Annotated in this window: 20 protein-coding genes; 14 read left to right on the top strand and 6 right to left on the bottom strand. The window is 71.2% G+C overall.

Features of this window, described 5'->3' with window-relative positions:
* Positions 1-46: 46 nt before the first annotated feature.
* The 4 genes from ACFZ8E_RS10120 to ACFZ8E_RS10105 all read left to right on the top strand — a co-directional run bounded on the left by ACFZ8E_RS10120 (position 47) and on the right by ACFZ8E_RS10105 (position 3,339).
* Positions 47-580 (top strand): response regulator, encoded by a 534-nt coding sequence (locus tag ACFZ8E_RS10120; protein WP_405044365.1) that lies wholly within the window; start codon positions 47-49, stop codon positions 578-580.
* Positions 581-741: 161 nt separating this feature from the next.
* Complete coding sequence (locus ACFZ8E_RS10115; RefSeq protein WP_147726837.1) at positions 742-1,641, top strand: transglutaminase family protein; 900 nt, start codon at positions 742-744, stop codon at positions 1,639-1,641.
* Between the two features lie 68 nt (positions 1,642-1,709).
* The gene (locus ACFZ8E_RS10110) at positions 1,710-2,528 is read left to right on the top strand and encodes a transglutaminase family protein (RefSeq protein WP_147726835.1); all 819 of its coding nucleotides are present in this window, start codon (positions 1,710-1,712) and stop codon (positions 2,526-2,528) included.
* Between the two features lie 139 nt (positions 2,529-2,667).
* Positions 2,668-3,339, top strand: coding sequence for a L,D-transpeptidase (locus ACFZ8E_RS10105; RefSeq protein WP_405042717.1), 672 nt, complete (start codon positions 2,668-2,670; stop codon positions 3,337-3,339).
* A gap of 213 nt (positions 3,340-3,552) precedes the next feature.
* Here the strand turns inward: ACFZ8E_RS10105 and ACFZ8E_RS10100 are convergent, their stop codons facing one another.
* Together ACFZ8E_RS10100 and ACFZ8E_RS10095 are read right to left on the bottom strand one after the other, a co-directional pair.
* Entirely contained in the window at positions 3,553-3,885 is a 333-nt protein-coding gene (locus ACFZ8E_RS10100) for a hypothetical protein (RefSeq protein ID WP_405042716.1), read from the bottom strand.
* A gap of 163 nt (positions 3,886-4,048) precedes the next feature.
* Positions 4,049-4,537 carry a phasin gene (locus ACFZ8E_RS10095; RefSeq protein ID WP_405042715.1) on the bottom strand — a complete coding sequence of 163 codons (489 nt, stop codon included), beginning with the start codon at positions 4,535-4,537 and terminating at the stop codon, positions 4,049-4,051.
* Positions 4,538-4,764: 227 nt separating this feature from the next.
* Here ACFZ8E_RS10095 and ACFZ8E_RS10090 point away from each other — a divergent pair, with 227 nt between their 5' ends.
* From ACFZ8E_RS10090 to ACFZ8E_RS10070, 5 genes are all read left to right on the top strand, one after another.
* Positions 4,765-7,527: a PAS domain-containing protein gene (locus ACFZ8E_RS10090; RefSeq protein ID WP_405042714.1), complete on the top strand. Its 2,763-nt coding sequence runs from the start codon at positions 4,765-4,767 to the stop codon at positions 7,525-7,527.
* A 335-nt stretch (positions 7,528-7,862) separates the two neighbouring features.
* Positions 7,863-9,812 carry an acetate--CoA ligase gene (acs, locus tag ACFZ8E_RS10085; protein WP_405042713.1) on the top strand — a complete coding sequence of 650 codons (1,950 nt, stop codon included), beginning with the start codon at positions 7,863-7,865 and terminating at the stop codon, positions 9,810-9,812.
* Positions 9,813-9,957: 145 nt separating this feature from the next.
* Positions 9,958-10,332, top strand: a complete 375-nt coding sequence (locus ACFZ8E_RS10080; RefSeq protein WP_405042712.1) for a DUF485 domain-containing protein — start codon at positions 9,958-9,960, stop codon at positions 10,330-10,332.
* A complete protein-coding gene (locus tag ACFZ8E_RS10075; protein WP_243937398.1) occupies positions 10,329-12,008 on the top strand; it encodes a cation acetate symporter in 1,680 nt (559 codons plus the stop codon). Before ACFZ8E_RS10080 ends, ACFZ8E_RS10075 begins: the two co-directional genes overlap by 4 nt.
* A gap of 290 nt (positions 12,009-12,298) precedes the next feature.
* Positions 12,299-14,005, top strand: coding sequence for an MFS transporter (locus ACFZ8E_RS10070; protein WP_243937396.1), 1,707 nt, complete (start codon positions 12,299-12,301; stop codon positions 14,003-14,005).
* Positions 14,006-14,101: 96 nt separating this feature from the next.
* Here ACFZ8E_RS10070 and purH read toward each other — a convergent pair whose 3' ends face one another.
* Positions 14,102-15,700: a bifunctional phosphoribosylaminoimidazolecarboxamide formyltransferase/IMP cyclohydrolase gene (gene purH / locus ACFZ8E_RS10065; protein ID WP_243937394.1), complete on the bottom strand. Its 1,599-nt coding sequence runs from the start codon at positions 15,698-15,700 to the stop codon at positions 14,102-14,104.
* A 72-nt stretch (positions 15,701-15,772) separates the two neighbouring features.
* On the bottom strand, positions 15,773-17,518 hold the full coding sequence (locus ACFZ8E_RS10060) for a heparinase II/III family protein (protein WP_243945866.1): 1,746 nt from the start codon (positions 17,516-17,518) through the stop codon (positions 15,773-15,775).
* A gap of 168 nt (positions 17,519-17,686) precedes the next feature.
* Here ACFZ8E_RS10060 and ACFZ8E_RS10055 point away from each other — a divergent pair, with 168 nt between their 5' ends.
* Together ACFZ8E_RS10055 and ACFZ8E_RS10050 are read left to right on the top strand one after the other, a co-directional pair.
* Positions 17,687-17,950, top strand: coding sequence for an amino acid transporter protein (locus tag ACFZ8E_RS10055; RefSeq protein WP_147726410.1), 264 nt, complete (start codon positions 17,687-17,689; stop codon positions 17,948-17,950).
* A 296-nt stretch (positions 17,951-18,246) separates the two neighbouring features.
* Positions 18,247-18,474, top strand: coding sequence for a hypothetical protein (locus tag ACFZ8E_RS10050; RefSeq protein WP_147726402.1), 228 nt, complete (start codon positions 18,247-18,249; stop codon positions 18,472-18,474).
* A 3-nt stretch (positions 18,475-18,477) separates the two neighbouring features.
* Here the strand turns inward: ACFZ8E_RS10050 and ACFZ8E_RS10045 are convergent, their stop codons facing one another.
* Positions 18,478-19,422, bottom strand: a complete 945-nt coding sequence (locus tag ACFZ8E_RS10045; RefSeq protein ID WP_405042711.1) for a metal ABC transporter substrate-binding protein — start codon at positions 19,420-19,422, stop codon at positions 18,478-18,480.
* 196 nt (positions 19,423-19,618) lie between these two features.
* Here ACFZ8E_RS10045 and ACFZ8E_RS10040 point away from each other — a divergent pair, with 196 nt between their 5' ends.
* The 3 genes from ACFZ8E_RS10040 to ACFZ8E_RS10030 all read left to right on the top strand — a co-directional run bounded on the left by ACFZ8E_RS10040 (position 19,619) and on the right by ACFZ8E_RS10030 (position 23,118).
* Positions 19,619-20,149, top strand: a complete 531-nt coding sequence (locus ACFZ8E_RS10040; protein WP_243934581.1) for a Spy/CpxP family protein refolding chaperone — start codon at positions 19,619-19,621, stop codon at positions 20,147-20,149.
* A gap of 107 nt (positions 20,150-20,256) precedes the next feature.
* Positions 20,257-22,026: an ABC transporter ATP-binding protein gene (locus ACFZ8E_RS10035; RefSeq protein WP_243945870.1), complete on the top strand. Its 1,770-nt coding sequence runs from the start codon at positions 20,257-20,259 to the stop codon at positions 22,024-22,026.
* Positions 22,027-22,077: 51 nt separating this feature from the next.
* Positions 22,078-23,118, top strand: a complete 1,041-nt coding sequence (locus ACFZ8E_RS10030; RefSeq protein WP_405042710.1) for an aldose epimerase family protein — start codon at positions 22,078-22,080, stop codon at positions 23,116-23,118.
* Here ACFZ8E_RS10030 and speB read toward each other — a convergent pair.
* On the bottom strand, positions 23,097-24,065 hold the full coding sequence (speB, locus tag ACFZ8E_RS10025) for an agmatinase (protein ID WP_405044364.1): 969 nt from the start codon (positions 24,063-24,065) through the stop codon (positions 23,097-23,099). The two genes, ACFZ8E_RS10030 and speB, sit on opposite strands and share 22 nt — an antisense overlap.
* Positions 24,066-24,261 lie beyond the last annotated feature (196 nt).

Raw genomic sequence — 24,261 nt, 5'->3', positions numbered from 1 at the left:
GACCAAACCGCTCCGACACCGGCCCATCGACACGCTGAGCCCCGACATACCCCTCGACCGGATCGGGGAGACGCTGGCGTCGTTCTACGACAGCCTCGTCGCCGAGGGCGTGCCGGAGCATCTGGCTGCGCTCGTGCGCAAGGTCCGGCAATCCGAATCCGACGGCGACGTCGCGAAGCCTGCGGCGCCCCCTGCCCCGCGGGCCGAGCGGATCGCCCTCGTCGTCGAGGACAATCCCCAGGTTCGCGGCCTCGCCGAGGCGCTGCTCGAGGAGACCGAGCTTTCGGTCGTCGGCTGCGACAGCGCCGAAGCGGCGCTCGCGGTGCTGCAGGCACGGGGCGGCGACGTCGCCCTGGTCTTCGCCGACGTGCGTCTGGCCGGCGAGATGGACGGCCTCCAGCTTGCCCATGCGGTCGCGACGCTGTGGCCGCGGGCGCGGCTCGTCATCACGTCGGGCCACTGCGTCGGCCGCCCCGAGATCCCGCCTGAGGCGGTGTTCATTCAGAAGCCGTGGCGCGCCTTCGACGTGCTGCTGGAGGCGGAACGGGCCGTCGGCGAGCCGGCACCGCCGATCCTCTGACGCCGGCCCTGAGCGCGACCCTTCGCGTCGACGGCACCGTGAAGCTCCGCATGGAACGCGGCATCGGCCGCTTCGATCGCCGTCCCGGACCGAAGCGGGCATGTGGGCGTGAAATTTGCAGCACGGACGTCGCACCGGCGCATCCGCGGAGTGTTACGTCCTTGCCGATCCTATCCGTCCGGCACCTCACCGTGTACCGCTACCGCCGCCCGGTCTCCTTCGGCGAGCACCGGATCATGTTCCGCCCGCGGGACAGCTACGATCAGCGCCTGATCGAGGCGACCCTCGACATCGACCCGCTGCCGGCCAGCGTGCGCTGGATGTTCGACGTGTTCGGCAACTGCGTCGCGATCGCGAGCTTCGACACGCGCAGCGACACCCTGCGCTTCACCTGCGGCATCACCCTCGACCATACGCCCGAGCACGCCCCGGTCTTCCCGCTGGCGCCGCACGCGACCCACTACCCGTTCGGCTACGGCGTCGAGGACATGCCCGACCTGTCGCGCTCGATCGAGCGGCAATGGCCCGACACGCACCACGTGGTCGACGCCTGGGCGCGCAGCTTCATCCCGGCCGACGGCCGCATCCCGACGCAGGACCTGCTCGCCGACATGACCCGCGGCATCCGCCGCAACTTCACCTACCTCGCCCGCAGCGAGAAGGGCGTGCAGGACCCGGTGACGACGCTCCGCCTGAAGCGCGGATCGTGCCGCGACTTCGCGGTGCTGATGATGGAGGGCGTCCGCTCCCTCGGCATGGCGGCGCGCTTCGTCTCCGGCTACCTCTACAATCCGCGCAACGACCGCGACCGCCACGTCGGCGGCGGCTCGACCCATGCCTGGGTCGGCGTCTATCTTCCGGGGGCCGGCTGGATCGAGTTCGACCCGACCAACGGCATCGTCGGCAATCGCGACCTGATCCGCGTCGCCATCGCCCGCGACCCGCGGCAGGCGGTGCCGTTGCACGGGTCGTATTTCGGTCTGGCGAGCGACGACCTCGGCATGCGCGTCGACGTCGCCGTGACCGAGAAGCCGGCGCTGGAGCTCGCCCCCGCGCAATAGGGGTACCGACACGCCGGTGCGGGCATCATGAACGTATGCTTCGTTGAGGAAGGTTGGCAGGTGGCGCGATGAAGATCAGGACCGGTTTCGATATCGCCTTCGATTCGGCGCAGCCGATGCCGATGATCCTGATGCTCAGCGTCCACCCGTCGCGGCTGCCGGACCTGCTGTCGCCGCAGGCGATCGCCTTCGATCCGCCGATCCCCTGCCACCAGTACGAGGACGGCTTCGGCAACATCTGCCATCGCATCGTCGCGCCGCCCGGGCTGCTGACGATCTCGGCCGACTTCACGGTGCAGGATTCCGGGCAGCCCGACGCGTTCGTGCCGGATGCGCGGCAGATCCCGGTGCAGGACCTGCCCGACGAGGTCCTCGTCTACCTGCTGGGCTCGCGCTACTGCGACACCGACAAGCTTTCGCAGACCGCGTGGTCGTTGTTCGGCAGCACGCCGGAAGGTTGGGCGCGCGTCCAGGCGATCGTCGACTACACCCACGAGCGCATCCGCTTCGACTACATGCGCGCCGACGCCACCCGCAGCGCTCATGACGGCTTCATGCAGCGCGAGGGCGTGTGCCGCGACTTCGCGCACCTAGCCGTCACCTTCTGCCGCTGCATGAACATCCCGGCGCGTTACTGCACCGGCTATCTCGGCGACATCGGCGTTCCGAAGGATCCGGCGCCGATGGACTTCTCCGCCTGGTTCGAGGTCTACCTCGAAGGGCCGCAGGGCGGGTGCTGGTACACCTTCGACGCCCGCCACAACACGCCGCGCATCGGGCGGATCGTGATGGCGCGCGGGCGCGACGCCACCGACGTCGCGATCACCACCAACTTCGGCTACGCGCCCCTCGCCCGCTTCGACGTGCACACCGACGAGGTGGCGTGATCGCGCGCCCTCGATCGGCGCGACGACGTCTTCGCGGCTTACGTATTCCCACGCCCCTGAAATCTTCGCCGGCCCGTGGAACCCTCTGCCTATGCTCACGCTTGTAATAGCAAAGGTTACTGCACAGGTAGGCCACATCATGAAGACCTCAGCCACCGCTCTCGCCGCCCTCGTCGGACTCTCGATTGTTGCCAGCGTGCCGGCCATGGCCGCCTCGACCTACGATCCCTTCGGCACCGATGCCGGGTACGAGGAAGATCAGTCCTACGGTTACCAGGGTACGCAGAGCCGTGACTATTACGGCCAGCGTCCCGTCTACGAGCCGGGCTACGGCCAGGGCGTGCAGGCCGCGCCGCAGGCGCAGGTCCAGCCGATCCAGCGCGAGATCGTGGCGTTCAACGGCAACTATGCTCCGGGCACCGTCGTCGTCTCGACCGCCGAGCGTCGCCTGTACTTCGTGATGCCCAACGGCGAGGCGATCCGCTACGGCGTCGGCGTCGGCCGTCCCGGCTTCACCTGGTCGGGCACCAAGACCGTGACCGCCAAGAAGGAGTGGCCGTCGTGGACGCCCCCGGCCGCGATGATCGCCCGCCGCCCCGACCTGCCGCGCTACATGGCCGGTGGCATCGAGAACCCGCTCGGCGCCCGCGCCATGTACATCGGCAACACCGAATACCGCATCCACGGCTCGAACGAGCCGGACACGATCGGCCAGGCCGTGTCCTCGGGTTGCATCCGGATGACCAACGACGACGTCACCGACCTCTACGAGCGCGTGAAGGTCGGCGCCAAGGTCGTGGTCCTGAACTGATCCGACAGCGCACCTGTCTGCGAAATCATGAGGGCCGCGTCATCCGAGAGGGTGGCGCGGCCCGTCTCGTCTGAACACCTCGGCGCCGCTTCGCTCGGCTCAACGGGGCCGAGCCCTGCGCCGGCGATCCGGCGCAGCCGCCGATACGGAGACGCGGAAGGCGTCGGGCGCGCATTCGAGGCCTCCGCCTCGCGGTGCGAAGGCGGTCGCGCGTCAGGGCACGACGCGGCCGACCGCCGTCTGCGGCTGGCTGAACGAGGCGATCGGCATGTCGCAGAAGCAGCGCGCGCCCAGTGGCCGCGGGCCCGGAAGCGGGCAGGAATAGGGTTGCGGGCCGGTCAGGCCCTGCTGGACCGCATCGCAGTTCAGGCCCACCGGGCGGGCCGGGGCCGGCCGCTCGCGCCGCCGGGGGTAGGCCGGGCGCTCGTCGTAGGCCGGGCGCTCGTCGTACCCGCGGGGCGGCGCGTCGTAATACTGGGCGTCGGCGGCCTGCACGGCCAAGGTCGTGAGCAGGGCGGCGAGGCCGAGGCGTGTGATCTGTCGCATGGCATCCCTATCGGCGGAACGTCGGAACCCTGTTCGGGCCGATGCAGGCATGCTCGCGGAAACCCGGCGAAAACGAGACGGCCCGCCCCCGACGATCGGAGGCGGGCCGGTGAGCGATTGCCGGTGCCCCGTCCCCCGGAGGGGCGGGCATGGTTTGAAGGGCTCAGTGCGTCGCCTTGTTGGTGGCGTCCTGTGCATCGTGCGCCGCCTGCTTGGCGGCATCCGTGCCCTGCTCCATCGCCTTGCGGGCGTTGTCGGCACCTTCCTGCATCACGGACTTCGCGCGCTCGGCACCCTGCTGCATCGCGCTCTGGGCGAGACCGCCGAAATCCTTGGCTTGCGCCTGGATCGCGGCGAACTGGCTGCGCACGAACTCGGCCTGATGCTGCATCGCCTCCTGCACGTCCTTCGAGCGGACGAGCTTCTGGGCGAGGTCGAAGGCGGCGTTGACGTTCTGCTCGGCATACTCGAAGCCGCGGGCGGACACGTCCTTGACGCTGGTCCGGGTCGCCTCGGTGGACCCGGTCACGGTCTCCGCGGTGCGGCGTGCGGCGCCGATGAAGCTGTCGAAGGCCTTGCGGGCTTGGTCGACGCTCTTTTCGGCGAAATCGCGCATCTCGGTCGGGACTTCGTAGGTCGGGGGGGTGCTCATCGCTCGTCTCCTCTCACGTTGCCGGTTGATGCATCATTGTGCGCTGCACAATAACACAGGTATCATCGTACGCCACCCGGCGAGGCAGCATTAACGTTGATGCGAGGTAAACGTGTGACGGGCGCGAGAAAGGTCCAGCACCCTTCGGCGCTCCGCCTACAATAAGCACGGTACAATCATATTTCCGTAACCGAACGGGCCGGGACGCGGCCGATGGGGACACTTCGTTGAACGTTGGCGACAGCACGCGTGCAGGCCTCACGGCCGCTCTGGAGGCCTGGGCGGGCGATCCCGTCCTCGCCGCGACGCTGGCTGATTCGGCGCGGGCCTACCTCGTCCTCGACGGGGCCGCGACGGCGATCCTGCACGCCTCCGCCGCGGCCGTCCCGTTCCGCGACGCGGTCTCGGACGAAGCCGGGACGCTGAACCCGGCCCTCGCCGGCCACATCCGTGCCGTCGGCGGCACCGCGCGGCCGCGGCTGGTGCGCCTGCGCCTCGATCCGCGGCGGATCGCGCCGCCGACCGCCTGCCTGATCGCCGGCGGCACGATCGACGGCGCCCCCGCCCTGCTCCTGATCGCGGTCGGTCCCCTCCCCGCCTTCCGCCCGCGCCCGGTTCCGCCCGCGACCACGGATCGGCCGGACGATCACGTCATGCCGGCCGCTCCGGTCGCGGCCGCGGCGCCGATCGCGCTCGATCCGGGCGACGCGGTCGTGCCCATGGCCGGCGATCGCTTCGTCTGGCGGAGCGATGCCGCGGACCGCCTCGCGACGATCTCCGGGGCATCGTTCGGGCCGCTCGCGCCGCGCCTCGTCGGGCACAGCTGGGCCGACCTCGCCGGGGCCGGCCGCTTGCGCGATGCAGACGCGTTCCTCGCCGCGGTCGGATCCCGGCGCACGTTTCGGGCGCTGCCGGCCGTGCTGGACGCCGGCCCGATCGGTGCGCTCGCCCTCGACCTGTCCGGCGCCTGCCTCGGCCGCAGCGGCGACACGTTCTCAGGATTGGGCGGGTACGGCGTGGTGCGCGCGGTGATTGCACCGTCGGCAGCCTTGGAACCCCCGACCGATGCGGCGCAAGCCGGTCCGGATCAGGTCGTCCCCGTTCCCGATCCCCAGCTGCCCGACGCCGTCTCCCCGCCCGACGCGGAGGCGGGCGGCCCGGGCTCCGAAGGAGCCGATCGCACGCTGCCCGACATCCGCAAGGCCGCGTGGCCGCCGGCGACGATCACCGCCGCCCGCTTCGGCAGCCATTGGGCCGGCGATCCATTCGCGCGCGATCCCTGGTCCGGTGCCCGCGGCCCGGCGCCGGTGCCCGATATCAACGCCGCCCCTGCGCCGATCGCGGTCCTGCCGGACTCCGAGCCGGCGCCCGTCGAGCAGAGCCCGCCCAGCGAAAGCCCGGTCGCGGTGCAGGAGGGCGCCGACGCCGCCCTGTCGGTGACCGAGCACGCGGCCTTCCGCGAGATCGCCCGCGCGCTCGGTGCCCGCTACGCCGGCGACGACGAGATCCGGGACCCGGCCGACGCCGCGGACGCGCGCGGCGCGAGCGGAGCGGTGATGCCGTTCCCGACGCCCAGAGTCGCGGAGCCCGAGACGCCGGTGCAGCCGGACGGCGTCGCTCCGCCCCTGGACGACCTCCCCCTTTCGATGCTGATCCACCGCGGCGACGCGGTGCTGGCGGCCAACCGCCGCCTCCTCGATCTCACCGGATACGCCGACCTCGCGAGCCTTCAGGCCGCGGGCCTCCATCGCCTGTTCCCCGGGCTTGCCCCGGCCGACCGCGCCGCCGGTGCCGGCGCCTCCGCCGGCCCGCGCATCGTCGAGACCGCGCAGGGCGGCAGCCGTCCGGTCGCCATCGAGCGCGGGCCGACGACCTGGAGAGGAGAGCCGGCGACCTGCATGATCCTGCGCGTGGTCGACGAGGCCGATCCGGCCCGCGAGCGGGCGGCCGAACGCCTCGCCCAGTCGTTTCGCGACGGCCACGCCGCGGACGCGCGTGCGACCCTCGACGCCCTCGACGACGGCGTCGTCACCCTAGACCCGGCCTCCCGCATCGTCGCGATGAACCGGGCCGCCGCCGGCCTGTTCGGATGCGATCCCCGCGAGGTGGTCGGCACCGGCTTCGACACCCTGTTCGAGGCCGCGCAGCGCGACGCGGTGCGTGCCGGCATCGCCGGGCTCGGCACCGAGACGCGCATCGCCGCCGCCGGTGGCCGTCCGCTGACGCTGCGCGTGTCCGGCCGGGACGGGGCCCGCGTCGCCCTGCTGCGGCCTGCGCCCGACGATGCCGCGCGGGCGCGGCCGGACTTCGATCGCGCGGCCTTCCTCGACCGCCTCGATCGCGAGATCCGCACGCCGGTCGAGGGGATCGTCGGCCTCGCCGACGGCATCCTCGCGGAGCCGCACGGGCCGGTCGACGAACGCTACCGCACGACGCTGCGCGCGATCCGAGCGGCGGGCGACCACGTGCGCGGCCTCGTCTCCGACCTGATCGACATCGCCACCATCGAATCCGGCGGCCTCGCGCTGTCCGTCCGGCCGCTGCCCCTGAACGAGCTGGTCTCCGGCTGCGTCGAGCTGCTGCAGCCCGAGGCGGCGCGCGGCCGCATCGTCCTGCGCACCAGCTTCTCGCCGGATCTCGCACCCCTGGAGGCGGACGAGCCTTCCCTGCGGCAGGCGGCGCTGACGGTGATCGGCGAGGCGATCCGCGCGACGGCGGCCGGCGGCCAGGTGATCGTCTCGACGACGCCGGGCGAGCGCGGCGGCATCGCGCTGAAGGTGCGCGGCACCGGCCCGGGCGCACGCTCCGCCGAGCCCGAGGACGGGCACGACTCCCGCAACGGCAGCGAGTCGCACGTCGCCGGGCTCGGATTGCCTCTGACCAAGGCCCTGGTCGAGGCCAATCACGGTTCGCTGCGCATCTCGACCCGGGGCAACGACGGCACCCTGGTGGAGATTCTTCTCCCAGGAACGGAATTCCGGACGGGGTGAGTGGCACGCCGAGACAATCCCCGGCCTTTGTCAGAGGACCGGTTCGAAATTCGTCGTCACCGTTAGACTCTTCAAGCGGGGCCGTGCAGACCATCCCACCGAGGGACGACGGCGGGACTTAGGGTCGGGCTCGAACGGGCCCCGACCTTGGGGCAGGAAAACCGGCTTGACAGCGCTCTCCGGGCGCCCCTAGCAGGAATTGTGTCGCCTCCGGCCGGATGCGGGTCGGGCGGGGGGCGGCGATTGGTGTTACGACGACGACGACGATAATCTTTGGAAGCCCCGGCTGCGCGGACAACTGCGATACGATCGGGCACCAATCAGGGAGACGCGAGATGGACGGGAAGGTCGTCGAGGTTCGGGACACATGGCGCGAGGGCGCCCATGTGGACGACGCCAAGTATCGCGAGATGTACGCCGCCTCGGTTGCCGACCCGAACGCGTTCTGGGGCGAGCACGGCAAGCGCATCGACTGGATGACGCCGTTCTCCAAGGTCAAGAACGCCAGCTTCGAGCCGGGCCAGGTCTCGATCAAGTGGTTCGAGGACGGCAAGACCAACGTCGCCTACAATTGCGTCGATCGGCACCTCGAGACCCGCGGCGACCAGACCGCGATCATCTGGGAAGGCGACGACCCGAACGAGTCGAAGCACGTCACCTACCGCGAGCTGCATGCGCAGGTCTGCCGGATGGCGAACGTGCTGCGCAACCGCGGGGTCGAGAAGGGTGATCGCGTCACGATCTACATGCCGATGATCCCCGAGGCCGCCTACGCCATGCTGGCCTGCGCGCGCCTCGGCGCCGTGCACTCCATCGTCTTCGGCGGCTTCTCGCCCGATTCGCTGGCCTCGCGCATCGAGGGCTGCGCCTCGAAGATCGTGATCACCGCGGACGAGGGCCTGCGCGGCGGGCGCAAGGTGCCGCTGAAGGCGAACGTCGACGCGGCGATCGCGCGCCTCGGCAAGGACGTCGTCGACCACGTCGTCGTGGTGCGCCGCACCGGCAGCGACGTGGCGATGGAGCCGGGCCGCGACGTGTACTACCACGAGGCCGCCGAGCAGGTGACCGACGAGTGCCCGGCCGAGGCCGTGGAGGCCGAGCACCCGCTCTTCATCCTCTACACCTCGGGCTCGACCGGCCAGCCCAAGGGCGTGGTCCACACCACCGGCGGCTACCTCGTCTACGCGTCGATGACGCACCAGTACGTCTTCGACTACCGCGAGGGCGAGGTGTACTGGTGCACCGCCGACGTCGGCTGGGTCACCGGCCACAGCTACATCGTCTACGGGCCGCTCGCCAACGGCGCGACGACGCTGATGTTCGAGGGCATTCCGACCTACCCGTCGAATTCCCGGTTCTGGGACGTGGTCGACAAGCACAAGGTCAACATCTTCTACACCGCCCCGACCGCGATCCGCTCGCTGATGGGCGGCGGCGAAGGGCCGGTGAAGAAGACCTCGCGGGCCAGCCTGCGCGTGCTCGGGTCGGTCGGCGAGCCGATCAACCCGGAGGCCTGGGACTGGTACTACAAGGTCGTCGGCGACTCGCGCTGCGCCATCGTCGACACCTGGTGGCAGACCGAGACCGGCGGCATCCTGATCACCCCGCTGCCCGGCGCGACCCGGCTGAAGCCCGGCTCGGCCACGCGCCCGTTCTTCGGCGTGCAGCCGGCGATGGTCGATGCCGAGGGCAAGGTCCTGGACGGGCCGTGCGAGGGCAACCTCTGCATCACCGAATCCTGGCCCGGCCAGATGCGCACCGTCTACGGCGACCACGAGCGCTTCGAGCAGACCTACTTCTCGACCTATCCGGGCAAGTACTTCACCGGCGACGGCGCCCGCCGCGACGCGGACGGCTATTACTGGATCACCGGCCGGGTCGACGACGTGATCAACGTCTCGGGTCACCGCATGGGCACCGCCGAGGTCGAGTCCTCGCTGGTCGCCCATGCGAAGGTCGCCGAGGCGGCGGTCGTCGGCTACCCGCACAACCTCAAGGGCCAGGGCATCTACGCCTACGTCACCCTCAACGAGGGCGAGGAGGGCGACGACGCGCTGCGCAAGGAGCTCGTGACCTGGGTCCGCAAGGACATCGGGCCGATCGCCTCGCCGGACCTGATCCAGTTCGCTCCCGGCCTGCCCAAGACCCGCTCGGGCAAGATCATGCGCCGCATTCTGCGCAAGATCGCCGAGGACGACTTCTCCTCGCTCGGCGACACCTCGACGCTCGCCGAGCCCGCGGTGGTCGACGACCTGATCGAGAATCGACAGAACCGCGCCGTCTAGGGCCGGTCTGCGACGACGGGCGGGCCTCGACCCGCTCACCGAGGCGGATGCCCCAGGGCGTCCGCCTCCAACATGCAAAAAATGCAGTCACGTCGACCGGAAGGCGGGCCCGATCGCGGGTACCCCTTCATCGGAGGGAGCACACATGTCCATCACCACAAGCGGCCTCGACGGCCGCCCCGCCCCAGCGGGGCCGCGGCCCGGCAGCACCGCGTCCGGACCCGCCTACGACGAAGTCGCGAAGAGCCCGATCTTCCGCCAGCTCGTCCAAGAGCGCACGAGCTTCGGCTGGATCCTCACCGGCCTGATGCTGCTCGTCTATTTCGGCTTCATCGGCCTGATCGCCTTCGACAAGAGCCTGCTCGCGGTGAAGCTCGGCAGCGGCACCGCGTCGGTCGGCCTTCTCATGGGGGTCGTCGTGATCCTCTTCGCCTTCCTCCTCACCGGCCTCTACGTCATGCGCGCCAACACCCGCTACGACGCCCTGGCCGCCGAACTCAAGCGGAGCCTCGGACGATGATCCGCACCCTGTCATTCCTGGGAGCCGCCCTGCTGTCCGGCCCCGCGCTCGCGGCCGGCCCCGACATGGGCGCCGTGCAGCAGCAAGCGACGAACTGGCCGGCCATCGGCATGTTCCTGTTCTTCGTGCTGTTCACGCTGGGCATCACCTACAAGGCGGCCAAGGGCACCAAGTCCGCGGCCGACTTCTACGCCGCCGGCGGCGGCATCTCGGCCGGCACGAACTCGCTGGCGATCGCCGGCGACTACATGTCGGCGGCCTCGTTCCTCGGGATCTCCGGCCTCGTCTACACCTCGGGCTTCGACGGGCTGATCTACTCCACCGGCTTCCTCGTCGGCTGGCCGATCGTGCTGTTCCTGATCGCCGAGCGCCTGCGCAACCTCGGCAAGTTCACCTTCGCCGACGTGGCGAGCTTCCGCCTCGACCAGACCTCGATCCGCATCATCTCCGCGACCGGAACGCTGGTCGTGGTGGCGTTCTACCTGATCGCCCAGATGGTCGGCGCGGGGAAGCTGATTCAGCTGCTGTTCGGCCTGCCCTACCTCTACGCGGTGGTGATCGTCGGCGTGCTGATGATCGTCTACGTCGCCTTCGGCGGCATGAAGGCCACCACCTGGGTGCAGGTGATCAAGGCCTGCCTGCTGCTCGGCGGCGCCACCTTCATGGCCGGGGCCGTGCTGCTCAAGTACGGCTTCAACCCGGAGGCGCTGTTCGCCTCGGCCGTCGCCACGCATCCGAAGGGCGACGCGATCATGGCGCCCGGCGGCCTCGTGTCGAACCCGGTCGAGGCGATCTCGCTCGGCGTCGGCCTGATGTTCGGCACCGCTGGCCTGCCGCACATCCTGATGCGCTTCTTCACCGTCTCGGACGCCCAGGCCGCCCGCAAGTCGGTGTTCTACGCCACCGGCCTGATCGGCTACTTCTACATCCTCACCTTCATCATCGGCTTCGGCGGCATCGCCCTGCTGATGTCGGATCCGTCCTACTTCAAGCTCGGGCCGGCCGGCGCGTTCGACAAGCTGAAGGACATGCTCGGCGGGACCAACATGGTCGCCGTCAACCTCGCCAACGCGGTCGGCGGGCCGTACTTCCTCGGCTTCATCTCGGCGGTGGCGTTCGCGACCATCCTCGCGGTCGTCGCCGGGTTGACGCTGGCCGGTGCGTCCGCCGTCAGCCACGACCTCTACGCCCAGGTGATCGCCCGCGGGCGCACCACCGAGAAGCACGAGGTTAACCTCTCGAAGATCGCGGCGGTGGTGATCGGCATCGTGGCGATCTACCTCGGCTACGTGTTCGAGAACCAGAACGTGGCGTTCATGGTCGGCCTCGCCTTCTCGGTGGCGGCGAGCTGCAACTTCCCGGTCCTGGCCATGTCGATCCTGTGGCGCGGCACCACGACCTGGGGCGCGTTGCTCGGCGGCCTCGTCGGGCTGATCTCGGCGGTGACGATGGTGGTGCTCTCGAAGGCCGTGTGGGTCGCGACGCTCGGCCATGCGGCGGCGATCTTCCCCTACGACAACCCGGCGCTGTTCTCGATGCCGCTGGCGTTCGCGACGATCTGGATCGTCTCGACGCTCGACAAGTCGCGGCGGGCCGAGCGCGAGCGCGCCGCCTTCGAAGCGCAGTTCGTGCGCTCGGAGACCGGCATCGGTGCGGAGGGCGCCCACGCGCACTGACGCCCGCCACACCGGCGACGCCTTTCGAGGGGGCGCGGCATCCGCCGCGCCCCTTCTTCGTCGCGGCACGGCTCCGCGACAGGCCTGCTTCGCGCACGAGCCGAACCAAACCTGTTACAACGTCTGCATTCCTTCCGTTCCGCCCGTCCGACCTGTTGGCAGAATCGAGGCCTCGGGTAACAATCGCGTGTTCGGTTCTTGCCGAACGGCCGGACGACGCGAGCGCGTCGTCCCAAGCCCGGTTCCGCGAAAGGAGCACCGGGACACGACGGATCGGGAGGAATTTCAAGATGGTTGCTGCAACCGCAGTCCCACGGCCGGGAGACGCGGCACGGCCGATGACCTCGGCCGAGAAGCGCGTGATCTTCGCGTCGTCCCTCGGCACCGTGTTCGAGTGGTACGACTTCTACCTCTACGGCTCGCTCGCCGCGATCATCGGGGCGCAGTTCTTCTCGGCCTACCCGCCGGCCACGCGCGACATCTTCGCGTTGCTCGCCTTCGCCGCCGGCTTCATCGTCCGCCCGTTCGGCGCCCTGGTGTTCGGCCGCGTCGGCGACCTCGTCGGCCGCAAGTACACCTTCCTCGTCACCATCCTGATCATGGGCCTGTCGACCTTCATCGTCGGCATCCTGCCCAACGCCGAGACCATCGGCATCGCGGCGCCGATCATCCTGATCGTGCTGCGCCTCGCGCAGGGCCTCGCGCTCGGCGGCGAGTACGGCGGTGCCGCGACCTACGTCGCCGAACACGCCCCGAACGGACGGCGCGGCTTCTACACGAGCTGGATCCAGACCACCGCGACGCTCGGCCTGTTCCTGTCGCTGCTGGTGATCCTGGCGACCCGCTCGTTCACCGGCGAGGAGGCGTTCAAGGCTTGGGGCTGGCGCATCCCGTTCCTGGTCTCGGTGCTGCTGCTCGGCATCTCGGTCTGGATCCGCCTGCAGCTCTCCGAGTCGCCGGCCTTCAAGAAGATGAAGGAGGAAGGCACCACCTCCAAGGCGCCGCTGACGGAGGCCTTCGGCCAGTGGAAGAACGCCAGAATCGCGCTCATCGCCCTGTTCGGCCTCGTCGCGGGCCAGGGCGTGGTCTGGTACACGGGCCAGTTCTACGCGCTGTTCTTCCTGCAATCGATCCTGAAGGTGGACGGCTACACCGCGAACCTGCTGATCGCCTGGTCGCTCCTGCTCGGGACCGGCTTCTTCGTGTTCTTCGGATGGCTCTCGGACAAGATCGGCCGCAAGCCGATCATCCTGGCCGGCTGCGCGATCGCCGCCGCGAGCTTCTTTCCGCTGTTCCACGGGCTCACCTCGGTGGCGAACCCGGCGCTTGAGCGGGCGATCGACCAGGTGAAGGTCACGGTGGTGGCCGACCCGAAGGAGTGCGGGAACCTGTTCAACCCGGTGGGCACCCGCGTGTTCTCGGCGCCGTGCGACCTCGCCCGCGACTTCCTCTCGAAGTCGTCGGTGAAGTACGCCACCGAAGCCGGCCCCGCCGGCCAGCCGACCGTGGTCAAGGTCAACGACACCGCCGTGCCGTTCCCCGCCGGCAGCCCGGCCGCGGACTTCAACAAGGCCGCCACCGCGGCCCTGCAGGCGGCGGGCTACCCGAAGGCGAACGACGCCGGCATCGTGAAGATGTCGAATCCGTTCGACATCTTCCGGCCGCAGGTGGCGAGCGTGATCGGGCTGCTGTTCGTCCTCGTCCTGTTCGTGACGATGGTCTACGGGCCGATCGCGGCGATGCTGGTCGAGCTGTTCCCGACCCAGATCCGCTACACCTCGATGTCCCTGCCCTACCACATCGGCAACGGCTGGTTCGGCGGCCTGCTCCCGGCCACCGCCTTTGCGATGGTCGCCCAGACCGGCGATATCTATTACGGCCTCTGGTACCCGATCGTCATCGCCGTCGCGACGGTGATCATCGGCCTGTTCCTGGTGCCCGAGACCAAGGACCGCGACATCTACGCCGACGCGGACGCCCCGGCCCCGCGCCGCTGAGCGACGAGATCGTCGCCGCGCACGGATCGGCACGACAACGAGAAGGCCCTGCCGGTCGGCGGGGCCTTCCCTCATTCGAGGGGGCTGCGACGCCGCTCAGTGCCGGAAGTGGCGCACCCCCGTGAACACCATCGCCAGCCCGGCCGCGTCGGCGGCGCGGATCACGTCGTCGTCCCGCATCGAGCCGCCGGGCTGGATCACGGCGGTGGCGCCGGCCTCGGCCGCCGCCATCAGGCCGTCGGCGAAGGGGAAGAACGCGTCGGAGGCCACCACCGCGCCGACCGCGAGGCTGTCCGGGAGGCCGAGGCGCTGGGCACCCTCGGCGGCCTTCCAGGCGGCGATGCGCGAGGAGTCGACCCGCGACATCTGCCCGGCGCCGATGCCGACGGTGGCGCCGCCCTTGGCGTAGACGATGGCGTTCGACTTCACGTGCTTGGCGACCCGGTAGGCGAAGCGCAGGTCGGCGAGCTCGGCTTCCGTCGGCGCGCGCCGCGTGACCACATTCAGCGCCATGTCGTCGACGACCATGGCGTCGCGGCCCTGCACCAGCAGGCCTCCGGCGAGCGTGCGCACGGTCTCGCCCGCGGCTCGCGGATCCGGCAGGCCGCCGGCGAGCAGCAGGCGCAGGTTCTTCTTGGCGGCGACGATCGCGATCGCCTCCTCCGACGCCTCGGGAGCGATGATGACCTCGGTGAAGATCTTGACGATCTCGCGGGCGGCATCCGCGTCGAGGAGCCGGTTGAGGGCGACGATGCCGCCGAAGGCCGAGGTCGGGTCGCAGGCGAGCGCACGGGCATAGGCCTCGGTCAGGCTCGCGCCCTCGGCGACGCCGCAGGGATTGGCGTGCTTGATGATCGCCACCGCCGCCGCGCGGGCCGGATCGAACTCGGCGACGCACTCGTAGGCCGCGTCGGTGTCGTTGAGGTTGTTGTAGGACAGGTCCTTGCCCTGCACCTGCCGTGCGGTGGCGATCCCGGCCCGCGCGATCCCCGGCGCGCGGTAGAAGGCGGCCGCCTGGTGCGGGTTCTCGCCGTAGCGCAGGCCCTGCGCGAGCTGGCCGCCGAAGCTGCGGAACGGTGCCGTGCCGGCGGCTTCCACGTGGGCGGACATCCAGTTGGCGATCGCCGCATCGTAGGCCGCGGTGCGGGCATAGGCCTTCTGGGCGAGCTGCCGGCAGAAGGGCCGGGTGAGCGTGCCGCCGCCCTGCGCCAGCGCCTCCAGAACCGCGCCGTAGTCGGAGACGTCCGTCACCACCGCGACGTCGCCATGGTTCTTGGCCGCCGCGCGGATCATCGCCGGCCCGCCGATGTCGATGTTCTCGACGCAGTCGTCGTAGTCGCGTCCGGCCGCGATCGTCGCCTCGAACGGGTAGAGGTTGACCACCAGCAGGTCGATCGCGCCGATGCCGTGGGCGGCGAGCGCGGCCTGGTGCTCGGGGTTGTCGCGGATGGCGAGCAACCCGCCATGCACCGCCGGATGAAGCGTCTTCACCCGGCCGTCCATCATCTCGGGGAAGCCGGTGAGCTCGGCGACCTCGGTGACCGGCAGCCCGGCCTCGGTCAGCGCCTTGTGGGTTCCGCCGGTGGAGACCAGGGCGATGCCGCGCGCGCTCAGGGCGCGGGCGAAGTCGACGAGCCCCGCCTTGTCGGAGACGGAAAGGAGCGCGCGGGCAACCCGCACCTGATCATGCGACATCGTGGGTCTTGTCGTTTCGAGGGTGTTCCGGGCGCGGTAGCACGAATGGCCGCCGCCGGGCCAGAAGGCCGGTCAGGCCGCCGCGCTCGGCGTGCGTCCGGGTGCCGAGGCGAGGCGCTGGAACGTCCAGTCGACGCGCACGTCGTCGTGGACGGCCACGTGCAGCACGATCTGGTCGGTGCGGCGCGCGCCGGTGAGGCCGGCGAAGTAGACGCTCTCCTCCAGTCGGATCTCGGCGCCGGTGGCGTGGAAGGTCCAGACCTCGCCGAGCGGCGAGGACAGCTCGAGCCCGTCCTCCTGAAGGCGCACCGCGATCGCCGGGTGCAGGTGGAAGCGGATCGCCACGTCCTGCGTCCGCGGCCGGCCCTTCCTCGCGGACGCGCGCAGGAACGCGTCCTGCCCGTCGAGCCGCCCCTCGGCGCCGGCGAGCTGCCAGCGTCGCTCGTGGACGATGCCGTGGTCGCGGGCGTAGCCGTCGTGCCGGGCGGCGAGCACGGTGGAGGCGCCCTCGTCGCTGCGCTCGGCCTTCACCGCCGCCGGCCCGCGCAGGACCACGGGGCCGACGCGGCGTTCGAGCCACCGCGCCGCGACGCGTTCGCCCCACCACCCGCCGGACCCGAGGAAGCGGCAGGACGATGCGTCGGCGACGCAGGCGGTGGAGTGGGCGGCCGTGGTGCGGGCGAGCCGGCGCAGCTCCGGGCCGCTCGCGGGCAGGCCGCAATTGATCACGATCCGCTGCGGCCCGCTCGACATCTCGAACGACAGGCAGCCGGCCCCGGCATTGAGCGAGTACGGCAGCGGCGGCGGGGCGCCGACGTCGGCGATGACGACGATGCGGCCGCCTTCCAGCCGCTCGTAGCCGGAATTCGGCGCGTGCATCATCGGCTGCGCCAGGGCGCCGTCGTAGATCAGCAGCGTCGCGAGGTGATCGGCGGCCGTCGCGCCCATGCCGTTGAAATGGCTCAGCGAGGCGTCGGCGTGGCGCAGCAGGCGCAGCAGCGGCAGCATCCGGTCGATGGCGCGCAGCAGGGCCTCGGGCGGCTCGACGCTACGGCTGAGATAGCTCTGGCGCAGGGGCAGCAGGTCGAGGAGCAGCTCCATCGCGAAGCGCGGATCGCGCGAGCGGTGGCCGCCATCCGGCATGATCTGGCGGTCGAGCTCGCGCGACAGCACGCGGGTGGCGCGCCGCAGGATCGGCTGGATGCCCTCGCAGCACAGCCCGGCGAAGCAGAGCGCGACGGCCGCGTTCAGCCGCCATTGCGGCGGCACCCCGCGCCGCAGGTCGCGCTCGAGCTGCTGCGCCCCGCGGGCCAGCGCCCTGAGGAAGGTCTGGTAGAAGGCGTGGTCGGCTCCTTCCAGCACCAGCGGCGACTGGCTCAGGAACGAGATCAGCCGGCGGGCGGCCACCGGCGTCTGGCGCGCCAGCGTCGGGTCGCCGCGCCCGGCCACGAAATCGGCCACGAAGGCGCGGGCGTTGGCGCGGGCAAGCGCCGTATCGGCGGCGCGCAGGTGCCTGAGCCAGCCGAAGCCGTAGAGCACGTCGGCCCATTCCGGCGAGGGCGGCGTGTAGTCGAACGGCGAGCCGCCGCTCACCGCAAGCGAGCGCCCGGCGAAGACGAAGAGCCCGGCATAGATGTCGTCGGCGAAGGTGGCGTCGGAGGTGCGCAGGTCGTGCGGCGCGATCACGAGGCCGGTGACGCGGACGCGGGCGAGGATGTCCGGCGGCGCGGTGAAGCGGGCCGAGGCGGCGCGTGCGGTCCGGGCGACCTCGCGTCCGACCAGCCGATACAAGCGCCAGCGATCAGCCCCCCAACGCACGCGGTTCCCCTGAAGGCCGGTGCGCGGAGATCGGCGCCGGTCACTCTCACGATCAAGCTAGAGCGGGCGTCTTAACCATCGGTTTACGATCTGTCATTGCTGGAGGTGACGGGTGCCGCGGCGCCGGCCGACCGTTTCCCCGTGCCGGGTCGCCCGCCATGCTGCCTGATGGTCTCTGAATCCAAGGCTCCGCAAGACGCGGGCGATCGTGCCAAGCTCGTCGCCAACGAGAGCGCCAAGCTCACCGCGACCTACGTGAACGGCGTCGCCATCGCGATCCTGGCCGTGGGCGGCCTTGCACCTGTCTTCTCCGGGCGGCTCGCCGGCATCGACTTCGGAGCTGCGCTCCTGGGCGCCAACCTTCTCCTTTGCGCGATGACGAGTGCGGCCCTACATTGGCTCGGACGCAGAATTCTCAGGACCCTCCGATGAGCGATCCGCACGTTCTGTTGATGTTCGCCTTTCCGATTTGCGGATTGATGCTCGGCCTCTGGGCGTTTTGGCTGACGCGGCGAGCGCACGACTAGACTGCACGACGAGACGGGTCGCGGGACGACGCGGCTTGGCGCCGGCCGCCGTCCCTGTGGAAACCGATGAAAGCGGGGACGATCGGGCCGATTCGACGGTTCGTTGCCGGCAAAGTCTTGAACGCCCTAAGCCGTTTACCCGCCGAGCTTTTTTCCGATGTATCGAAGACGGCATCCAGCACCTGCCGGGGGGCAGCGTCGATGCGGTTCGATATCACCGAGGATCCGAGCGGCCTTTGGCTGTGGACGCTGGTCGACGACCGCAACGGACCGGTGGTGTGCTCGCCCGTCCGGTTCCGGACCCAGGTCCAGGCCTATGCCGACGTCGCCGCCTTCAAGGCGATGGTGTCGGGCGCCGGCGTGCTGGTCGGGCGCGGCCCGAAGCGCCGCAACTCCGGTGACGGCGGCGGTCAGCTCGGCCTGCTCTGAGCGTCACGACGGCCCCAGCGCCGCGCCGAACGCGCGTAGGTTGCTCCGCATCATGTCGAGATAGGTCGATGCCGGGCCGGCCGACCCGGACAGCGCGTCGGAATAGACCTTGTCGCCGATCCGCGCGCCGCTCTCGCGCGAGACCTGCTGCATCAGGCGCGGGTCGGCGATGGTCTCGATGAACACCGCCGGCACCTTGTCCTGGCGGACCTGCCGGATGATCCGGGCGACGTCCTGCGGGCTCGCCTCGCTGTCGGTCGAGACCCCCTGTGGCGCCAGGAAGGTCAGGCCGTAGGCGGCGCTGAAGTAGCCGAAGGCGTCGTGCGTGGTGATGACCTTGCGGTGCTCGGGGGGAATCCTGGCGAGCGTCGCGCGGATCTCGGCGTCGACCGCGTCGAGCCGGGCGAGATAGGCCTCGGCGTTGCGGGCGTAGTCGGCGGCATGGCCCGGATCGACCCTCGCCAGGCCATCGCGGATGTTGGCGACGTAGACCTTGGCGTTCGGGATGCTCTGCCAGGCATGCGGGTCGGGGCTCGACGCCGGGTCGTGGCCGCCCGCGCCGCCGTGGTGATGGTCGTGCCGGCCGGGTATCGTCGCGACCCCGGCCGAGGCGACGACGACGGGCGCCTTCGAGCCGGAGGCGCGGACCAGCCGGTCGAGCCAGCCCTCGAAGCCCAGGCCGTTGACGAACACGATGTCGGCGGCGGCCAGCGTCCGCGAATCACCGGGCGCCGGGCTGTAGCCGTGGGCATCCGCATCGGGCCCGACGAGGGTGGTCACCGCGACGACGTCGCCGCCGACCTGCCGCACGAGGTCGCCGAGGATCGAGAAGGTCGCCACCGCCCGCACGCGGTCCGCCGCGAAGGCCGGAAGTGATGCGGCGTGCAGGCACAGCGCCAGGGCCGTCGCTCGGAGGAGGCCGAGTCGCGTCGTGGTCCGGGTCGCCATCGTCGAGCACTCCTCGCAGCCGTCCGGCGTGCTGATAGTGTAATAGTGTTACATCGCCAAGCCGCGCGCGGCGACATACCGCCGAAACACGGATGCGGTGTGATCGGTGCGGCAGCGGGACGGCCGGTCGGCTCGGCCGCGCTGCGGATCCGGCGGCACCCGATCCGGGCTCGCCGCGGAAGGAAGGGAGACCGAGATGGTCGGACGTGTGATCAAGGGTGCCCTCGTCGCCGGCCTCGCCGGCCTTGCCCTGGCCGGCGCGGTCGCGGCGCGCGACGGCGAGGACGGCCCGCCCCGCCGCTGGGGCGGCCATTGGAGCCGGCTCTCCCCCGAGGACCGCGCGGCCTTCGCCGACGCCCGCATCGCGGCGCTCCATGCAGGCCTGCGCCTCAACGCCGACCAGGAGAAGCTGTGGCCGCCGGTCGAGACGGCGATGCGCGACCTCGCCCGCCAGCGCCGCGAGCGCATGGCCGCGATGCGCGATCGCAAGCGCATGGACGAGGACGCGCCGGCGGCGTTGCGCGCCATGGCGGATGCCGCCACCGCCCGCGGCGCGGCTTTGGGCAAGCTCGCCGACGCCTCGGGGCCGCTCTACGCCACCCTCGACCCCGACCAGAAGCGCCGGGCGATGATCCTGGCCGGGCCGATGGGCGGCCATCGGCACCGCCACGGCGGCCGTGGCGAGGACGGCGGCGAGGGCGAGCAAGGCCCCCGCGACGGGCGCTGACGCAGGCGGCGCTTGATCCGCGGCGGCCGGGGCGGCACACCCGCGCCACCGCCGCCTCGGGCGACGGTGGGCCGGCGCCCTTCGTCCGGACGATCTCGGAACCCGCGATGGCGCGCCTGAAGGGCGACACGATCCCCCTGCTCCGCCGGCTCTGGCGCGAGTGGCTGTCGCCGCACCGGGGCACGCTGGCCGTGGTGCTGGTGCTCATCGCCCTGGTCGGCGCCTCGACCGGCCTGTACCCGGCGCTGATCAAGGGCGCTTTCGACGCCTTCGACCGCAAGGATGCCGGCGCGCTGGCCTACGGCCCGCTGATCGTCATCGTCGTCACCTCGGTGCGCGGTTTCGCGCTGTTCGGCCAGACGGTGCTGACCAACCGTGTCGTGACCCGGGTCGAGGCCGACATGCAGGCCGCGCTCTACGGGCACCTGATCGACGCCGACCTGGCGCAGCTCGGGCGCGAGAGCCCGGCCGCCTTCACCCAGCGCTTCACCACCGACTTCGCCTTCATCAAGGAGGCGCTGACCCGGATCTCGACCGTGCTGCTGCGCGACGTCGCCATGCTCGTCGGCCTCGTCGCGGCGCTGATCTGGATGGATCCGGTGCTGACGCTGGTGGCCGCGGTCACCGTGCCCTTCGTCGCCAGGCCGATCGGGCGGATCGGCAAGAAGCTCAGGCGCGTCTCCACCACCACCCAGGAGCAGATGGGTGCCACCGCCAGCCTGATTTCCGAGAGCCTCCAGGGGGTGCGCATCGCAAAAACCTACGCGATGGAGGGCTACCTCAAGGGCCGCGCGGCCGACGCGCTCGACTCGGTCCGGCGACTGAAGATGAAGGCCGCCAACGCCCGCGGGCGCCTCGACCCGCTGCTCGAGGTCGGCGGCGGGTTCGCCGTGGCGGCGGTGCTGATGCTGGTCGGCCAGCGGGTGATGGCGGGCGAGCGCACGGTGGGCGACTTCACCGGCTACGTCGCCGCGCTCCTGCTCGCCGCCCAGCCGGCCCGCGCGCTCGGCACCCTCAACGCGATCCTGCAGGAGGCGGCCGCCGCGCTGACCCGCTACTTCGCGCTGATGGACGAGGCGCCGACGATCCGGGAGGCGCCCGCCGCCGTCGCGCTGAGGCGGGGACCGGGCGAGATCGCCTACCGGAACCTGCACTTCCGCTACCGGCCGGACGCGCCGGCGCTGGAGGGCATCGACCTCGTCGTGCCGGCCGGCTCGACCACGGCGCTGGTCGGCCGCTCGGGCTCGGGCAAGTCCTCGCTGCTGAACCTCGTGCCCCGCCTCTACGACGCCACCGCCGGAACGGTGGCCATCGACGGGCAGGACGTGCGCGGGGTGACGCTGGCGTCGCTGCGCGCGGCCGTCGCGGTGGTGTCGCAGGAGGTGGTGCTGTTCGACGACACCATCGCCGCCAATATCGGCTTCGGCCGGCCCGGCGCCACGATGCCCGAAATCGTCGCCGCCGCGGAGGCCGCCGCCGCCCACGGCTTCGTCGCGCGGCTGCCCGAGGGCTACGACTTCCGCGTCGGGCCCGCCGGCGGGCGGCTCTCGGGCGGCGAGCGCCAGCGCATCTCGCTCGCCCGCGCCTTCCTCAAGGACGCGCCGATCCTGCTCCTCGACGAGGCGACCTCGGCCCTCGACTCGGAATCCGAGCGCCTGGTGCAGGACGCGCTGACCCGGCTGATGAAGGGCCGCACCACCCTGGTCATCGCCCACCGGCTCTCGACCGTGCGCGAGGCCGACCTGATCGTGGTGATGGAGGCCGGCCGCGTCGTCGAGACCGGGCGGCACGAAGCCCTGATCGCCCAGGGCGGCGCCTATGCCCGCCTGCACCGGATGCAGCTCTCGGACGACCCGGCACCGGCGCCGGTGTCGTGAGCCGAATCGGGTCTCGCGCGTAATCCCCGCGTCACGGGACGGGAACGGGCGATGACGGGCGAGACCTTCGGACGGACGGCGGACGGGGAGACGGTGACGCGCTTCACCCTGGTGCGCGGGCCGCTGCGCGTGCAGGTGCTCGATTACGGCGGGATCGTCACCGCGATCGAGACGCCGGATCGCGGGGGGCGCGTCGGCAGCGTCGTGCTCGGCCTCGATACGGTGGTGGGCTACGAGACCAAGAGCCCGCATTTCGGCGGCCTGATCGGGCGCTTCGCCAACCGCATCGCCAAGGGGCGCTTCACGGTCGACGGCCACGCCTACGCCCTGCCGATCAACGAGCCGCCGAACGCGATGCATGGCGGGCCGCGCGGCTTCGACCGGCGGATGTGGCGCGTCGAATCGGTCGATGACGCGCACCTGACGCTCGCGCGCCGCTCGCCCGACGGCGAGGAGGGATTTCCGGGCAACCTCGACGTCGCGGTGACCTACGGCCTGCCCGAGGACGGGACGCTGCGGATCGACTACCGCGCGCATACCGATCGCCCGACCGTACTCAACCTGACGAACCACGGCTACTTCAACCTGGCGGGCGAAGGCGCCGGCGACGTCATGGGTCACGTCGTCACGATCCCGGCCGACGCGGTGCTGGAGACCGACGCGACGCAGGTGCCCACCGGCACGTTGCGGCCGGTGGCCGGCACGGCGTTCGACTTCCGCACCGGCATGGCGCTCGGCCGGCGCATCCGCGAGGGCGATCCGCAGCTCGCGATCGCCAAGGGCTACGACCACTGCTTCGTCCTCCGCGATGCGGACGGACGGCTGCGGCCGGCGGCGACCTGCATCGCGCCGGGGAGCGGGCGCCGCCTCGACGTGGCGACGACGCTGCCGGGCCTGCAGCTCTACACCGGCAACAACCTCGACGGGACGCTGATCGGCCCGAGCGGCCGGATCTACCGCTCGGGCGACGCGGTCTGCTTCGAGACGCAGGCCTTCCCCGACGCCCCGAACCACCCCGGCTTCCCGTCGGCGGTGCTCCGGCCCGGCGAGCGTTTCGCGTCGACGACGACCTACCGGTTCTCGCTCGCCTGATCGGCGTCCGCCCGCGCCGCCCGGCGTGCGGCGACCGCGTCGGCGAGCAGGCACAGGATCTCGAAGGCGAGCTGGCCGCCGGTGAGCGCGGTGAGCCCCAACGGGTCGAGGGGCGGCGCCACCTCCACGAGGTCGGCGCCGACGAGGTCGAGGCCGCGCAGGCTGCGCAGCAGGGCCAGCGCCTCGCGGGTGGTCAGCCCGCCGATCTCCGGCGTGCCGGTGCCGGGCGCATAGGCCGGGTCGAGGCTGTCTATGTCGAAGCTGAGATAGGTCGGGCCGCGGCCGGCGATGGCGCGGGCCTCGGCCGCGACCTCCGGCATGCCGCGGCCGGCGGCCTCCTCCATGGTGATGACGCGGATGCCCCGGGCGCAGGCCCAGTCGCGCTCGTCCGCCGCATCCATGCTGCCGCGGATGCCGATTTGCACGCAGCGCCGCGGATCGAGCACGCCGTCCTCCACCGCGCGGCGGAACGGGGTTCCGTGGGTGAGCCGGGTGCCGCCGTACTGCGCGTCGTCGGTGTCGCTGTGGGCGTCGATGTGCACGAGGCCGAGCGGCCGGTCGCGCCCGAGCGCCCGGAGGATCGGATAGCTGATCAGGTGGTCGCCGCCGACGCCGAGCGGCACGATGCCGGCCGCTCTGAGGCCGCCCATGAACGCCTCGATCCGCCGGCAGGTCTCGCCGGCGTCGATCGGGTTCACCGGCACGTCGCCGAGGTCGGCGCAGGCCGCCAGCGCGTAGGGCGCGAGCCCGCTGGCATGGTTGATCGCCCGCGTGCCGGTCGAGGCCTCGCGCACGCCGCGCGGGCCGAGGCGGGTGCCCGGCCGGTTCGTGGTCGCCCCGTCGAACGGGATGCCGACGAGGCCGATCTCGACGCCATCGGCGCTTCGCGGATCGCGGCAGGGCAGCCGCATGAAGCTCGCCACGCCGGCAAAGCGCGGCGTCTCCATGCCGGAGGCCGGACGGAACGCCGCGATGCGAGCCGCATCCGCCTCGCTCACCCTGTGCACCACGCTGGTCCCTCCCCGGATCGACCGGTATCATCCCGGGCCAGCCCGGCGCGATCAAGCCGGATGCGCCGATCCGCGTTGACGACGCGGCGTCCCGTGGCTATAGAGCCGGCTCTGCCGAGGGCCCGTGCGGTTG

The organism is Methylobacterium sp. HMF5984 (assembly GCF_045033435.1).
In the GTDB taxonomy this organism is placed as follows: Bacteria; Pseudomonadota; Alphaproteobacteria; order Rhizobiales; family Beijerinckiaceae; genus Methylobacterium.
This window is presented reverse-complemented; position numbering and strand designations above follow the sequence as displayed.